Here is a 15,195-nt window from a genome sequence, read left to right as displayed (position 1 = left end):
AGGCTCAATGTCGGGCACCACTGGCTGGTGGAAAGGACGCCCGACGGCGGCTTCCGTCGGCGTTGCACTAAGTGTGGGAAGTACGGTCGCCGCGGCCAGAGATGGTCGGGGCACCTGGAGGCTGGAGACCGGCCACGAAATCCGATGGGGCCGGTTCCCTGATGAACAAGCACGCTGCGGTGCTGGCCGTGGCTCTTGTGCTTTCGAGCTGCTCGTCTAGCACCCCCGACGAAGCAGCAACCACCCCGGCTGAAAACCTCGCCGCGACGCTGGAAGCTTTTGCGGCCGACGCGTCCGCGCATGGAGCGCCTGCTGTGGTCTTCCATGTTCGGAACGGAGACCAAGAAGAGCTAATGGCCACCGGGGTGAGAGACCTGAAGTCCAACAGCATGGCGATCCCCACGGACAAAACGTGGATCATCGGGGCGGGTACGCCCATGGTCGCCGTGTCCGTGATGAAGCTGGTGGAGGCCGGCGCCGTGCACCTTGACGATCCCGTCTCCGCTCATCTGCCCGAGTTCACAGCAATCTTCCCGGCGTGGGACCGGGTCACGGTGCGGGACCTTCTGGGCAGTACCTCCGGCCTCCCTGACTACTTTCCACCCCTGATTGAATCCGCGAGCCTGGACGAGCTCCAAACGCGCGTATTGACCTTCGAGGAACGGCTCAGGATTGCAGCGGGGGTGGACCTTCCGCCAGGGCCCGTGCCCTACTTTGCGTGGTCTGCAACGGACTGGGAAGTGCTGGGCTGGCTGCTGGAAAGCAAACACAACCGCGGACTCGACGAGATTCTCGCCGAGGATGTGTTCGAGCCGGCAGGAATGGGCAACACCCGCTTGGCGGCCAGAGGGCAGCCGCCCGAACCCATGCTCCATGGGTACGTGCTGGAGGACGGGAACAGGCGCGACTTCACGCGTATTGACGCGATCGCCGGATCAGCCGATTCAGGGGTCATTTCAACGGTTGAAGACCTCAGCAGGTTCGTGGCGGCGCTCACCACGGGCCGATTCATTCGCGAGGAAACGTGGAAGAGCATGATCGAGGCCGAGCCATCTCCTTTAGGAGGCATCCGTCTGAGCGACGACATCTGCCCGGGCACACGACACGTCTTCGTCTCCGGGGGCGGGGGCCCGTACAGTGTCCAATCTGTTTCCTCCTTAGAAGGGCACCAGCAGGTGACGGTGGCTACGGTCCTTCCGCCCCGGGAACTGAACGTCACAGATGCGCCTCCGCTCGTCCCCGAGATGGAGGACGCTATCCAACAGACAGCCAGGCGCATGTGCTAGCTGGAACACCTCAGAGCTGCCGGGTAGCGACGTGCGGACGGCCGGCCTCATCCTCCTGCCGTCGGCCCTATCCAGGCGCTGTAGTTGCCTCCTGTTCCTTCGCCGCGCTGATCGTCATCCTTGCCACATCGGCGGCAGCGTTTATACACACCGCCGTCTTCGGCATGTTCGAGATGCCAGTCGTGTCGAATGTTCAGCTTGCACAGCAGGGCCTGGAGCATGGCAGCCTCCGATTCTAATCGCAGGGCTCTGTACTCTAACTATGGCCTTCGCACCGTTGTTCGGGAACTGGCAGTTTGTCAGGCTAGGACGTGCCGCAGCCCAACGGGCCCCTCATTGAGCGGCACCTACCGGCAATCTGGGCGGCTGGATCGATGTCGTTGTCGGTGATGGTTTCGAGTTGGATTATTTGGACACGGGACTCCACCGATAGCCTGCTGTGATGGTCCCGGACGAGCAGGAACTTGCAGGCGGAAACGGGTCCGGCAGGGTTGTGCGCGTCGGTAACACCGTAAGGAAACCCTGGCTGGAAAACTCAGCAGCCGTGCAGGATTATCTCGCCGTGCTTCGCTCGTCCGGGGTGGATGTTCCCCAACCTCTGGGAAAGGACGACGACGGCCGGAGCGTTGTGGAGTTCGTGGCAGGCGTCCTCGCGCTGGAGGAGCTGCCGCTCACCCAGGTCGATCTTCTGCGGGTTGGCCGCATGATCCGCCGGATCCACGACGCAAGCGAAGCTGTGGTGATCCCTAATCCAGGAGCGTGGAACATGCTGCTGCCCGCCGAGAACCCGGACCTGATGTGCCACAACGACCTCGCTCCCTGGAACCTCGTCAGGGGCGACCGGTGGGTTTTCATCGACTGGGACGGGGCCGGCCCCAGCACGCGGTTGTGGGATTTGGCCTACGCCGCCCAGTCGTTCGGCATGCTGTTCGAAGGACAGCCCGTGAAAGACGCGGCAGCGAGACTGTCCGCCCTTGTTGACGGGTACCAGGCTGACGAATCGCTCCGCAGCGCGTTGCCGGCCGCTATGGTGCAGCGAACTGCGGCAATGTTCAAACTTCTGGAGTCTGCTCACGAGACCGGGTTCCAGCCGTGGGCGGACATGTTCGTCAACGGCCACGGGGAGCACTGGCGTGGCGCTGCCCAATATGTCCGGCAGCATCAATCGGCGTGGGAGCAGGCCCTCGCCCGGCCGTGACCGGCGGAGCGTCCAGGGGCAGCGTTGGAGGAGAACCGCCGCTAGCCTTGGGGAGTGGAAATTCGAGCTGTCCTCTTCGACCTGGACAACACCCTGTTCGACCATGCAGCTTCTGCCCGTGCAGGCCTGGATGCTTTCCTTCAACACCTCGGAACGACGTCCACGGACGATCTGGCACGTGCGTGGTTCCAGCTGGAGGGAACCACCTACGACCGCTTTCTTGCCCGCGAACTTTCCTTCCACGAACAGCGCCGGGAACGGCTCCGACAGTTTCTCCCGCTCACCGGGCTCGCCGTACCCACAACGGACAGGCTGCTGGACGGACTCTTCGACGTCTACCTTCAGAGTTACCAGGATGCGTGGGCCGCGTTCCCGGACGCGGGGCCCGCCCTGCAAAGCCTTCACGACGGCGGCATTCGGGTCGGCGTCATAACCAACGGGAACCACCGCCAGCAGGCACTCAAAGTCAGCGAGATAGGCCTCGGCCCGGTGATAGGCCGTATCTTCAGCTCGGAGTCCATGGGCCATGCCAAACCCTCTTCCGAGGCATTCATGCAACCCTGCGAAATCCTCGGAATCTCCCCGGCCCAAGCCCTCTACGTCGGTGACAACTTCCGCGTTGACGTCGAAGGGGCCAGGAACGCGGGGCTGCATGCGATCCTGCTCAACCGGGACGCTGGCGGACCGGAAGGCACGATCCAAAGCCTCTCAGAACTTATCCCGCTTCTTGGCGCAGGAACAGGTGCGGAGAATGATTCAAGTACGCTCGTGTGATGGCCCGCCTTATCGCTCCGGACGTTAGCTACCACTCCTCCTGGCTGGAAGGGGCGGCGGATTTCAACGGCACCCGTCGGGACGGCGCTGGCGCCGAGGACTGGCCCCTGGAAGATTTGAGAGACCCCCAGACGTTCAGCCGCTTTGTTGACTGGCTCGTCAAGGACGCACTGCCGGAGACCCCGCGGAAACCGGAGCACGTGCCCTGCACCTACCTGTGGATTGTGGAAGATGACACCTTCCTTGGGTCTTTGGCCATCAGGCATGAACTGACCGAGTTCCTCCTCAACGAGGGTGGCCATATCGGCTACAGCGTCAGGCCCTCCGCCCGGCGCCGCGGCCACGCCGCCAAAGCCCTGGCTGACGCCCTGCCCATTGCCAGGGAACTGGGAATCCGCGGGGTGCTCCTGACCTGCGATGAGGACAACTTTGGTTCCCGGGCGACCATCGAAAGGAACGGCGGCGTCTACGAGGACAGCCGCAACGGCAAGCGCCGCTACTGGATCCACACGGTGTAATCCGTCCGCCGACAGGCCTGTCGGCACATGCCGCACGTCGCCTCGATGCTCCAGCCGCTGGTCTGCGCTAACCCGCGGGCAAGGGGCTGGCCTGGATGATGATGTTGGTCCCCCACAGATCCTCGGTAAAGCAGGTAATCAGGATTAGCCTGCCCGGGACCCTGTCCCAGATCGCGCTGTCCCTCAGGGTGTCCTTGTACTCCGTGGTGATTTCATCGACGGTGAAGACCAGCGGCCCTTGCGCGGTAGATATGGTCAACTGATCACCAGGCTGCGCACGTGAACTGATCTCATTGAAGGGGGAAGGACGCCCCTCCCAGCTGTGCCCGACGATGTACGTGGTGTTGGTGGAACCTTGACCAGGTGTGCCGTACGGGGTCAGCCAGTAAGCGTCCGGAGTAGGGGGAGGAATAAGGGAGCCAAGGCTCGCTTCCTGCTCCGTAGGAGAGAGCGGCAGGACGGCTTGGTCCATCCCCACCGCGGGATAAGCGATGTGCACAGGCTGTGAGGCGGCAGCTTCCTGCACTGATTCATGTTCCGGCACGGGGGACGGCGGTTTTGCGGCGACCGGCGGGGGCGTCGACGAACTGGCCGCCGCCGGCCGCGGAGGAATTGCTGGACCGGGAGTGTGCGGTCCAGCCGACAGGGACGATTGCGGCAGGGCCTCTGGACTCGGGCTCTGCGCGGACCCGCCGCCCAGGAGAGCCGCCGCTAAACCTGCCGCTCCGAGGAGGGAAAGCGCGGCTCCCCGCCGCAAGCCCTTGGTCCTAACTGCTCCGACGCTTTCCGAGCACCAGCCTGGCTGTAAAGACGATTGCCGCGGTCACGGCAAGGCCTGCCATGAGTATTCCGAGGGCCGCCGGACCTCCCACTGGGAGGCTCGCGGCCGTATCGATGTTCGTCCCTTGGTTCCTGCCCCCTCCACCAGTCCCGGCCAGCGGCACTGCCGTTGCAGGAGCAGCAGATTCACTGCCGTTGGAACCCGGCGCTTCGGTAACGGTGCCAGGCGCTGTTGTGGCCGTCGCCGTCTGGCTCCCGGTGGTTGTTGCAGTTGGCGTCGCTGTGGCGGACCCCGATGCGGTTTCCGTAGCAGTTGGTGTGCTGGTCGCAGTCGCCGACGCCGTGGCTGATGCTGTCTGCGTCGGGGAGGCGGTCTCCGTGGTCGTTGGAGTCGGGGTGCCCGAAATGGGCGGCGTGGTTGCGGCTGGCGTGCAGGCCGGGCTGGTGATCACGTTAGTGTCCAGGGAGACCTGACCATTACGGGCGAGCACCCTGCCCTCCACAACGGCGTTGGTCTCCGCCGTTATTGAGGTGAGGGCAAGAATGGAACCTTTGAAACTCGACGCGGTACCCAGGGTCGCTGAACTGCCAACCTGCCAGAACACGTTGCAGGCCTGGGCGCCGTTGATGAGGATGATGCTGCTGGCCGAAGCGGTGATCAGGGTCGATGCCACCTGGAACACGAATACCGAGCCGGGGTTGCCTTGCCCGTCCAGGGTGAGCTGTCCGCTGAGGGCCAGCGAACTGGTGGACCTGTAAACACCTTCCGTCAGGGTCATGCCCACAAGGTCCCCTGCAACGCTGGTGGTCAACGGCTGTCCTGCTGCGGCGTTATAGGCGGTGGTCAAGTCCGACTGCGCTTGCAGGGCAACCGCATCTGCCGCGTGAGTGGCCCCCGCCGCAATGCCCGGCGGAAAGCCTGTGATCGCAGTCCCGGGGCTGACGCCCAGGTCCCCCTGAAGGGTGGATGGGCCGGTGTTCGTCACGGCTGAGCCGGCAAGTACGGAGTAGGAGGCGGCAGTGCCCAAGCCCACCGGAGTGGCAGCGAAGGCGGGTGACTGCTGCCAAACCAAAGCAACCGCCAGGAAAACGGCTCCTGCCGCACCCCCTGCCATTGCCGTCTGCCGGCGTCGGGACAGCCCCGAAGTGTGTCGCTGTGACCCGCGTTGTTGCGCAGAGCAATGTTGCATGGCAGTTCCTTCCCCCAGCGGGCAAACGCCCCGAAGCACTGCCTGACAAATTGTGAGGGAGCGATACTTGCGGACTCTACGCTCTAAACGCTGGTACGCCTACGGTCTCCGCAAACTCCGAGAGGATCACGGCGGGGAACTGGGAACCACCGGTGCGGCCTCAAATACCTGTCGTGGCTGGTCAGAGCAGTCTCAAGCGCCATTCATAGGGTCCTTTAGGGCGCGCCTCCAACCCGAAAGAATTATTCAAGTCTCTGGATAAGTCGCGGTTCCAGAGCATGTGCGACGACGGTTCCGTTTCTACCCCGCCGGCCGCAACGACGTGATCATCCGCTTGATGTCCGCGTACTCCGGCGTCCCCGCATACAGCTTGGCCTTCTCCAGGTACGGCAGCGACGGGTCGCCCGGTGTCAGGTTCAGTTCAGGGTTGTAGAACGCGCCGAACATGGCGGCGTTGGGCGGCCAGTTGAAGAAGTGGAACATGTAACAGGCCGAGTCACCTTCGGGAAGGGGCGCAGTGGTGATGCCGTAGGCCGCTGCCGGGGTGTCCGGCGGGCCGGCAGCGGCGTCGATGCCGCGGGTCTCGAACGTGTACCGCGGCACGGTGCCGTACTGGGCCAGCTGCGGCATCTCCTCGGACTCCAGGACCGAGTACGGGTACTTCTCAGTGCACGTGGACCCGGTGGCCATGTTGGTGCGAAGCGTCGCCAGCAGCCGCCCGTCCTCGCTGGTCACCTCCGCGAACGCCCCGCCGCCTTCAGCCAGCTCCCCCGCCGGGTCCGTGATGTTCCAGCTGGACGGCAGGTCGAACGCCAGGTCGCCGGCCGCCGTCGTGTACGTGGTCCAGGAGGCCGGCGCCGGGGCGCTTGTTGTCTCAGTCGGCGGCGCTGACGCCGGGGCTCTTTCCGTAGTTGTTGCCGTTGCCGTCGCCGTCACCGGGGAGGTAACGCTCGACGGCGACGCCTGTGGTGAGCCGGCCGGCCCACCGCAGGCAGTGAGCGAAAGTAAAAGTAGTACTGCCACGCCGGGCCGCCGTGACCGCTGCATGTCCGCCTCCCTGGAAGCCGTTGTGATCCTCCCATTGTGCAGCTGCGGCGGCTCGCGGGATCCATTAGTCAACCCATTGGAGCCGAACTGTTGCAGCGCGTAACGAAACCAAGCCCGGCCGGGCTGGCCGCCCGCCGTCGTTCATCTACGTCCCCTTCAACGCACCTTGCGGTGCGGGCTGTTTGGGTGAGCGGATGGCAACCAGCGTGAACACGAAGGCGACCGTGGCCGTGACCACCAGCAGCATCAGCCCAATGAAGTAGCTGTTGTCCGCCGCGTTGTACGTGGCGCCCATGACCAGCGGCGGGAAGTAGCCGCCCATCCCCCCGGCCGCGCTGACAATGCCGCTGATGCTGCCCACCTTCCCCTGCGGTGAGAGCCTCCCAACCCACGCGAACACGCCGCCGGTGCCCAGGCCAAGTGCGGCGGCCATCGCCACGAAGGTAAGTCCGGCCGGTATTTCGCCGTCGGGCCGCAGGTTCACCACAAACGCCAGCACCGCGATGCCCGCCAGGGACGAGAGCACCACCGGCTTGGACCCGATCCGGTCCGCCAGCACTCCCCCGATGGGCCGGAACAGCACCGCCGCCAGGGCAAACCCGGCGGTCCGGGTGCCGGCAGCGGTCGGATCGAACTGGTAGATGTCCCGGAGGTACGTGGGCAGGTAGGTGGCGAAGGAGACGAACCCGCCGAAGACGATCGCGTAGAGGAAACACAGCTTCCAGGTGACGGCGAGCCCGGCCGCGTCCTTGAGCTTGGGGATCACCGGCGCGGTGTTCCGGTGCCAGTCCGGCGACTCCTTCAGGTTGAACCAGATCACGGCCCCCATCACCACCAGCAGCCCGGCAATCAGCAGGTGCGTGGGCAGGTACCCGATCCAGGTCACCAGCCGCGGGGTCAGGAAGGCCGCCAGCGCGGTCCCGCCCATCCCGGCACCGAACACGCCGGTGGCGAAACCTCGCCGCGACGGCTCGTACCAGGCGGAAACAAAGGGAATTCCGACGGCGAACACGGTACCTGCGATCCCCAGCAGCAGGCCGGCGCCCAGCACCACCGCATAGGAACCGAGCGTGCCGCCGAGCGCCACCAGCAGGACGGGAGGCACGCTGCCCAGCAGGACAAACGTAAACATCACCCGCCCGCCGAACCGGTCCGTCATGGCGCCCACCACGATCCGGCCCAGCGATCCGACGAAAATCGGCATGGCCACAAGGACCGCGGTGGCGGTGGAGTCCAGCCCCATCTCCTGCGTGTACCGGGCGCCCAGGGGCGCCACGATGTTCCACGCCCAGAAGGCCATGACGGACGCGCTGGTGGCGAGCGCCAGGTTCAGGCCCTTGCCGGGATGGGACGTCTCCGCGGACGGCACGGGATTCGCGGGGCGTGCGGCTTCAGTCATGGTGTGCTCCCCTCACCGGTTCCGGGTGTCCCGGTCCTCGGTCCCGACGGCGGACCAGCCGCGTTTGCCGGCGGGGGCGTTGGGGTTCTGCGCGGCATTGCCGCGGGACCTGCTCCCGGCCCTCCCTGCGGGCCGTGTACCCGCGCGCCCGCCTGTCCTGCCGCCGTCGCGATCCCGCGAGCGGTACACGATGTACGGGCGGAACAGGTAGTGGAACGGCGCGGTGAAGGCGTGGACCAGCCGGGTGAAGGGCCAGATGATGAACAGCGCCATCCCCACCAGCGTGTGCAGGTGGAAGGAGAACGGCGCGGCAGCCATGGCAGCAATGTCCGGCTGGAAGATGAACAAGGACCGGAACCACGGCGCCACGGTTTCGCGGTAGTTATGCCCGTGTTCGCCCTCGAACACGCTGGCCAGGGTGGTCCACAAACCGAACACGATGGCGGCCGTGAGCACCACGTACATGGCCTTGTCATTCTTGGTGGTGGCCATGAACACCGGCCCGGTGGTGCGGCGCCGGTAGATCAGCAGGATGATCCCGCCCAGCGTACCGATGCCGGCGATCCCGCCCACGAACAGGGCGTTGAAGTGGTAGAAGTCCTGGCTCATCCCCACCGCTTCCGTCCAGGACATCGGGATCACCAGCCCAAAGAAGTGCCCGGCAACCACGGCGAGCAGGCCGAAGTGGAACAGCGGCGAGGCAATCCGCAGCAGCCTGGACTCGTAGAGCTGGGAGGACCTGGTGGTCCACCCGAACTGGTCGTACCTGTAGCGCCAGACCAGTCCGCCCACCAGGACCACCACCATCACGTAGGGCAGGACGCCCCACAGCACAATGTCCAGGGCGGTGAGTTCGACGGCGGCACCGGGCTGTGTTTCCAAGGGCAGCGTTTCAAGGGCCACCATGGTCAGGCCCCCTTCACGGGCAGCAGGCGCGGATCGTAGGGGTCAAGGCCAACCGCCTCAGTGGGCGGCCCGTAGCCTGCCATCCGCATCACGGCCTGTTCATCCGCCGGCGACTTTCCGGGCAGTGTGGCGCAGATGGCCTCCAGGATCCGGGCGTGCGGAAGCTTGTCCCGGAGCAGCCCGAACTTCAGCATCTCCAGGCTTGGCCGGTACCGGATCAGCAGCTCCCGCCCTGCGGCGAAATCCACCAGCGCGGTGTACTCGAGCACCATGGGCAGGTAGTCCGGAAGCTCCCCCTGGGTGTCCACCAGGATGTCGCTTTGCCGGTAGGCCTTCTTGAAGCTGCCCAGCACTTCGCCGCGGCGCCGGGTGTCACCGTCCGTCCAGTAGCTCAGATGCAGGGCGTGGCGCCGGCTGAGGTCGAACTCCCGCACGTAGTGAGCCTGGGCCTCCATCAGCGGCGTGGCTTCCAGCGCGTCCAGCACCTCCCCGAAGGGTTCGACGGCGCCCGCGAACTCCGCGAGCGCGGCGCGCATGAGCGGCACCTTGCCCAGGAGGTCCTGGTCCGGGTAGGACAGGCACCACGCACAGGCCATGTACACCACCTGGTCCCGGCGGCTCACGGCTGGTCCTCCGCCGCGGCCAGGGTTCCCGGTTCGGGCCCCTTGTCCGGGAAGAGCCCCGGCGGCGCCCCGCGCCCGTCCCAGTTCAGCAGGTTCACCCTGCCCTTCAGATTCGTTCCCGCTGATACCTCATCGCTGGTCTGCCGGTCGCGCAGGGCGTTGAAGGTGTCCACGGCAACCGGCACCGGCCTGCCGCTCGCCTCACCGAAAGGCGAGGAATCCTGCATGCCCGGGCCGCCGTCGAAATCCAGCGAACACCCCATCTCCTCCAGGTCATGCGCCTGCTCCACGTGCGCCTTGGGAATGACGTACCGCTCGTCGTACTTGGCGATGGCCATCAGCCGGTACATCTCGTACATGGTCTGCCCGTCCATGCCCACGGCCTCGGCGATGGACTCGTCCGGATCGTTGCCCAGGCTGATGCCGCGCATGAACGCACGCATGGCCGCCAGCTTCTTCAGCACCGCGGTGACCCGGTCTGCGTCCCCGGCGGTGAAGAGCTCGGCGAGGTACTCCACCGGGATCCGCAGGGCATCAATGGCGCCGAACAGGTTGCCGTGGTCCTCGCCGTCGTGCCCCTGGTCCCGCAGCAGGTCCACCACCGGGGAGAGCGGCGGCACGTACCAGACCATCGGCATGGTCCGGTACTCCGGGTGCAGCGGCAGGGCCACCTTGTACACCTTGGCCAGGGCGTACACCGGCGAGCGCTTGGCGGCGTCGATCCAGTCTTCCGGGATGTCCTGCGCCCGGGCCTCGGCCTGGACGGCGGGATCGTTCGGGTCCAGCAGGACGTCCATCTGGGCGTCGTAGAGATCCTTCGGGTCGGTGACGGACGCCGCCGCGGTGACCGCATCGGCGTCGTACAAAAACAGCCCCAGGTACCGCAGCCGGCCCACGCAGGTCTCCGAGCACACCGTGGGAATCCCCACCTCCACCCTGGGGTAGCAGAAGGTGCACTTCTCGGCCTTGCCGGTTTTGTGGTTGAAGTAGATCTTCTTGTACGGGCAGCCGGTGACGCACTGCCGCCAGCCGCGGCACTTGTCCTGGTCCACCAGCACAATCCCGTCCTCCACCCGCTTGTAGATGGCGCCGGAAGGGCAGGAGGCCATGCAGGACGGGTTCAGGCAGTGCTCGCAGATCCGCGGCAGGTAGAACATAAAAGTTTGCTCGTACGCGAACTTGATCTTGTCCTCGGACTCCCGCCGGACCTTCTCCACCAGCGGGTCCAGGTGGCCGTGCTCCGCAGAGCCGCCCAGGTTGTCGTCCCAGTTTGCGGACCAGGTGACCTTGGTGTCCTCCCCGGTGATCAGGGATTTCGGCCGGGCCACCGGAAAGTCGTCGCCCAGGGGCGCGTCCACCAGGGTTTTGTAGTCGTACGTCCACGGCTCGTAGTAGTCCTTGAGCTCGGGCTGGACCGGGCTGGCGAACAGCCCGAACATCTTCTTCACCCGGCCACCGGCCTTCAGCACCAGTTTGCCGCGCTTGTTGAGATCCCAGCCGCCGCGCCATTTGTCCTGGTCCTCATAGCGGCGCGGGTACCCCTGCCCGGGACGCGTTTCCACGTTATTGAACCATACGTATTCGGTGCCCGCCCGGTTGGTCCACGCCTGCTTGCAGGTGACCGAACACGTGTGGCAGCCGATGCACTTGTCCAGGTTCATCACCATGCCCATTTGAGCCATGACTCGCATCAGTACTGCACCTCCTGTGAGCGGCGGCGGACCGTGGCCACCATGTCGCGCTGGTTTCCGGTGGGGCCGAGGTAGTTGAACGCGTACGCCAGCTGGGCGTAGCCGCCGATCAGGTGCGAGGGTTTCACCAGCAGCCTGGTCACCGAGTTGTGAATGCCGCCGCGCCGGCCGGTGGCCTCAGACTTCGGGACATCGATGGTGCGCTCCTGGGCGTGGTGGACGTACACCACACCGGAGGGCATCCGGTGGCTGACGATGGCCCGTGCCACCAGGACGCCGTTGATGTTCAGGCATTCCACCCAGTCGTTGTCCCGAACCTGGATGGAGTCGGCGTCAGCCGGGCTCATCCAGACGGTGGGTCCGCCGCGGGAGAGTGAGAGCATCAGCAGGTTGTCCTGGTATTCGGAGTGGATGGACCACTTGGAGTGCGGCGTCAGGTACCGGACCACCACCTCCAGCTGACCGTTCGGGCCCAGTTTGGGTTCGCCGAACAGCCGGTGCATGTCCAGCGGCGGCCGGTAGATGGGCAGCGCCTCCCCGATGTCCGTGATCCAGTCGTGGTCCAGGAAGAAGTGCATGCGGCCGGTGAGGGTGTGAAACGGCTTGAGCCGTTCGATGTTGATGGTGAACGGCGCGTACCGGCGGCCGCCTGTCTCAGAACCTGACCATTCCGGCGACGTGATCACCGGCACCGGGGCCGCCTGGGTCTGGGCGAACGTGATGAACTTTTCCTCGGACCCCTCGGACAGGTCTGCCAGCTTCCGCCCGGTCCGGACTTCCAGGTCCTTGAAGCCCTGTACGGACAGTGCGCCGTTGGTGGTGCCGGAGAAGGCCAGGATGGCCTCCGCCATCTTGGCGTCGGTGTCCATGGCCGGGCGGCCGTCCGCGGCGCCGCCGAGCATCACGCCGTTCGAGTGGCTGAGCCGATTCAGCGGCCCCTCGAGTTTGTAGGTGATGTTCTTGACGGTGAATCCCAGCTTGTCCGCAAGGGGCCCAACGGCGGCCAGTTTGTCCGCGATGGTTGTATAGTCCCGCTCCACCACGGAAAAGACGGGCATGTTCTGCCCGGGAACGGCGGGGATGTCCGTCTCCCGCCAGTCCCGGACCGTCCCGCCGGGCTGGGCCAGCTGGCCCGGGGTGTCATGCTGCAGCGGCACACTCACAAGGTCGCGCCTCACGCCCAGGTGGGTCTTGGCCATCTTCGAAAACTCGCGGGCCAGCAGGTGGAAGGTGTCAAAGTCGGTCTTGGTTTCCCAGGGCGGGTCGATGGCCGGGGTGAACGCGTGCACGAACGGGTGCATGTCCGTGGAGGACAGGTCGTGTTTCTCGTACCAGGTGGCGGCGGGGAACACGACGTCGGACAGCAGGGTGGTGGAGGTCATCCGGAAGTCGGCGGAGACCAGCAGGTCCAGCTTCCCTTCCGGCGCCTGCTCGTGCCATTTCACGTGCGTGGGCTTGAGCCCCTCCGCATGGTCCTCCCCCATAACGTTGTTGTGGGTGCCCAGCAGGTTCCGCAGGAAGTACTCGTTGCCCTTGGCCGAGGACCCAAAGAGGTTGGAGCGCCACAGGACCAGGGTGCGCGGCCAGTTCTCCGGGGCATCCACATCCTCGATGGCCGGGTTCAGGGTCCGGTTCTTGAGTGCGTCCGCGATGTAGGTGGGGGTGTCCTTGGCGGTTCCGGCGGCGACGGCGGCCTCCGCCTCATCTGCCAGGTCCAGCGGGTTGCGGTCGAACTGCGGGTAGAACGGCATCCATCCAAGCCGGGCAGACTGGGCGATCGCGTCCGCGGTGTGCAGGCCGTCAAGGGCGCCGGTGGACAGCGGGGACTTCAGCGCATCCGCCGAATATCCATCCTGGCGCCACTGGTCCGTGTGCATGTACCAGTACCCGGTGCCGATCATGGTGCGCGGCGGCCGGGACCAGTCCAGGGCGTTCGCCAGCGACACCCAGCCAGTGATGGGGCGCGTCTTCTCCTGCCCCACGTAGTGCGCCCAGCCGCCCCCGTTCCGGCCCATGCAGCCGGTCAGCATCACCAGCGCCAGAATGGCCCGGTACGTGGTGTCGCCGTGGAACCACTGGCAGATACCGGCGCCCATGATGATCATGGAGCGGCCCTTGGACTGCTCGGCGTTGCGGGCAAACTCGCGGGCCACGCGGATGCAGGCCTGGGCGGGAACGGACGTGATCTCCTCCTGCCAGGCCGGGGTGTAGGGGGTGGCGGCGTCATCGTACCCTGCGGCCCAGTCCCCGGGGAGGCCTTCCCGGGCCACGCCGTACTGCGCGAGCATAAGGTCGAACACGGTGGTGACCAGCTGGCCTTCCACTTCGATGACGGGCACGCCGCGCCGGAGCACGCTGCCGGTGCCGTCCGCCTGCTCGAAGCACGGGAGCAGGATCTCGGCGCTTTCCCCCGAAACCTCCCGCAGCGAAAGCGCCGGTTCCATCCCCTCGAGGTCCAGGTTCCACTTGCCCTCGCCGCTGCCGGAGTAGCGGAACCCCATGGAACCGTTCGGGACGGCGGGACGGGCCGCCTTTTTGTCGAACAGGACGGTGCGGAAAGCAGCGTCCTCAGCCCCGGACTCCCCCGGGAGGTCACCGGCGGTGAGGAATTTCGACGGCGTGAGGGCGCCGTCGTCGCGCTTTTCCAGCCTGACGAGGAACGGCAGGTCCGTGTACTGCTTCACGTAGTCCGTGAAGAAGGGCACCTGCCGGTCCACGAAGAATTCCTTGAGCGTCACGTGGCCCATGGCCATGGCCAGCGCCGCGTCGGTTCCGGCCTGGGCGGGGAGCCACTCGTCCGCGAATTTCGTGTTGTCCGCGTAGTCCGGGCTGACGGTGACCACCTTGGTGCCGCGGTAGCGCACCTCGGCCATCCAGTGGGCGTCCGGGGTACGGGTGACGGGAACGTTGGAGCCCCACATCATGAGGTAGCGCGCGTCCCACCAGTCGCCGGATTCGGGCACGTCCGTCTGGTCCCCGAACACCTGCGGGCTTGCGACGGGAAGGTCCGCGTACCAGTCGTAGAAGGAGGTCATCACGCCGCCGATGAGCTGGATGAAGCGGGTGCCCACCGCGTGCGAAACCATGGACATCGCCGGGATGGGCGAGAAGCCGGCGCAGCGGTCCGGGCCGTAGGTCTTGATGGTGTTCACGTGCGCGGCGGCGGCAATTTCGATGGCCTCCTGCCAGGACACCCGGACCAGGCCGCCCTTGCCGCGGGCCTGCTGGTAGCGGCGCCGCTTGTCCGGGTCCGCGGCGATCTCGGCGAAGGCGAGCACGGGGTCGCCGAGCCGGGCCTTCGCCTCTCGGTACATCTCCACGAGGACCCCGCGGGCGTAGGGAAAGCGGACCCGGGTGGGCGAGTAGGTGTACCAGGAAAAGGCCGCCCCGCGGGGGCAGCCTCGTGGTTCGTATTCGGGACTGTCCGGCCCCACCGAGGGATAGTCGGTCTGCTGGGATTCCCAGGTGATGATGCCGTCCTTGACGTACACCTTCCAGGAGCAGGACCCGGTGCAGTTCACGCCGTGGGTGGAGCGGACCACTTTGTCGTGGCTCCACCTGTCGCGGTAGAAGATGTCCCCCTTGCGGCCGCCCTCCCGGAAGACTGCCCTGCCGTCGTCGGTCTGGTCCCACTTCGTGAAGAACCTGCCCACCTTCAGCATTGCATCCGATGCTGCTCCGTCTACCCCCGGGACAAAACGCTCCTCAGCCATGCTGCCACGGTAGGTGCGGCTCCGGCGGGCGAGTAGGGTCTTTCGACTGGTTGCGCTTTAGGTGGGGCGG

General features: G+C 65.9%; 12 protein-coding genes. 4 read left to right on the top strand and 8 right to left on the bottom strand.

Annotation, left to right across the window (positions count from 1 at the left end; genetic code table 11):
* Positions 1-161: 161 nt before the first annotated feature.
* The 4 genes from IEX33_RS14920 (at position 162) to IEX33_RS14905 (ending at position 3,776) form a co-directional block, all read left to right on the top strand.
* The gene (locus IEX33_RS14920) at positions 162-1,286 is read left to right on the top strand and encodes a serine hydrolase domain-containing protein (RefSeq protein ID WP_188731442.1); all 1,125 of its coding nucleotides are present in this window, start codon (positions 162-164) and stop codon (positions 1,284-1,286) included.
* A 442-nt stretch (positions 1,287-1,728) separates the two neighbouring features.
* The gene (locus IEX33_RS14915; protein ID WP_188731440.1) at positions 1,729-2,484 is read left to right on the top strand and encodes a phosphotransferase; all 756 of its coding nucleotides are present in this window, start codon (positions 1,729-1,731) and stop codon (positions 2,482-2,484) included.
* A 54-nt stretch (positions 2,485-2,538) separates the two neighbouring features.
* Positions 2,539-3,258 carry an HAD family hydrolase gene (locus IEX33_RS14910; RefSeq protein ID WP_188731438.1) on the top strand — a complete coding sequence of 240 codons (720 nt, stop codon included), beginning with the start codon at positions 2,539-2,541 and terminating at the stop codon, positions 3,256-3,258.
* On the top strand, positions 3,258-3,776 hold the full coding sequence (locus IEX33_RS14905) for a GNAT family N-acetyltransferase (protein ID WP_188731436.1): 519 nt from the start codon (positions 3,258-3,260) through the stop codon (positions 3,774-3,776). Before IEX33_RS14910 ends, IEX33_RS14905 begins: the two co-directional genes overlap by 1 nt.
* A 67-nt stretch (positions 3,777-3,843) precedes the next feature.
* Here the strand turns inward: IEX33_RS14905 and IEX33_RS14900 are convergent, their stop codons facing one another.
* The 8 genes from IEX33_RS14900 to IEX33_RS14865 form a co-directional block, all read right to left on the bottom strand.
* Positions 3,844-4,302 (bottom strand): class F sortase, encoded by a 459-nt coding sequence (locus tag IEX33_RS14900; RefSeq protein ID WP_229675400.1) that lies wholly within the window; start codon positions 4,300-4,302, stop codon positions 3,844-3,846.
* Between the two features lie 241 nt (positions 4,303-4,543).
* A complete protein-coding gene (locus tag IEX33_RS14895; protein WP_188731434.1) occupies positions 4,544-5,671 on the bottom strand; it encodes an ice-binding family protein in 1,128 nt (375 codons plus the stop codon).
* Between the two features lie 375 nt (positions 5,672-6,046).
* Positions 6,047-6,793: a hypothetical protein gene (locus IEX33_RS14890; RefSeq protein ID WP_188731432.1), complete on the bottom strand. Its 747-nt coding sequence runs from the start codon at positions 6,791-6,793 to the stop codon at positions 6,047-6,049.
* Between the two features lie 145 nt (positions 6,794-6,938).
* The gene (locus IEX33_RS14885; RefSeq protein WP_188731430.1) at positions 6,939-8,192 is read right to left on the bottom strand and encodes an MFS transporter; all 1,254 of its coding nucleotides are present in this window, start codon (positions 8,190-8,192) and stop codon (positions 6,939-6,941) included.
* 12 nt (positions 8,193-8,204) lie between these two features.
* Complete coding sequence (gene narI, locus IEX33_RS14880; RefSeq protein ID WP_188731427.1) at positions 8,205-9,098, bottom strand: respiratory nitrate reductase subunit gamma; 894 nt, start codon at positions 9,096-9,098, stop codon at positions 8,205-8,207.
* A gap of 2 nt (positions 9,099-9,100) precedes the next feature.
* Positions 9,101-9,721, bottom strand: coding sequence for a nitrate reductase molybdenum cofactor assembly chaperone (narJ, locus tag IEX33_RS14875; RefSeq protein WP_188731425.1), 621 nt, complete (start codon positions 9,719-9,721; stop codon positions 9,101-9,103).
* Complete coding sequence (narH, locus tag IEX33_RS14870; RefSeq protein ID WP_188731423.1) at positions 9,718-11,412, bottom strand: nitrate reductase subunit beta; 1,695 nt, start codon at positions 11,410-11,412, stop codon at positions 9,718-9,720. Before narH ends, narJ begins: the two co-directional genes overlap by 4 nt.
* Complete coding sequence (locus IEX33_RS14865) at positions 11,412-15,125, bottom strand: nitrate reductase subunit alpha (RefSeq protein WP_188731422.1); 3,714 nt, start codon at positions 15,123-15,125, stop codon at positions 11,412-11,414. Before IEX33_RS14865 ends, narH begins: the two co-directional genes overlap by 1 nt.
* Positions 15,126-15,195 lie beyond the last annotated feature (70 nt).

The organism is Pseudarthrobacter scleromae, assembly GCF_014644515.1.
GTDB lineage: Bacteria > Actinomycetota > Actinomycetes > Actinomycetales > Micrococcaceae > Arthrobacter > Arthrobacter scleromae.
The sequence above is the reverse complement of the archived record's forward strand: the minus strand, read 5'-3'. Positions and strand labels throughout refer to the sequence as shown.